The organism is Salifodinibacter halophilus (genome assembly GCA_012999515.1).
Taxonomy (GTDB): domain Bacteria; phylum Pseudomonadota; class Gammaproteobacteria; order Nevskiales; family Salinisphaeraceae; genus Salifodinibacter; species Salifodinibacter halophilus.
Window position 1 is genome coordinate 1 of the sequence record JABEEB010000490.1, and the last position, 250, is coordinate 250.

General features: G+C 57.6%; 1 pseudogene. It reads right to left on the reverse strand.

What is annotated here, in order from left to right:
• Nucleotides 1-233 (reverse strand): annotated as a pseudogene (locus HKX41_12575) (transposase).
• Nucleotides 234-250: the final 17 nt, after the last annotated feature.

Here is a 250-nt window from a genome sequence, read left to right on the forward strand (position 1 = left end):
CATTCCCGACCGCGTAGCCGACGACGCGCTCTGTCGTGTTTTTTTACGAGGGCGGCGTCCTCGGCTACCCGGTCCGGTATGTCGTCCCAATCCACACCTTCCTTGGCGAGTCGGATAGTTTGGTTGTATACCGACCTCGCTTCGAGGGTGGCGTCGTACAGCAGGCTCTCATTGTCGCTCTGGATGTCGAGCTGGAAGTCCAGCGTCTTGATGAGAGCCTGTGAATCGGTCATTCTTCGTCTTGTTCGGT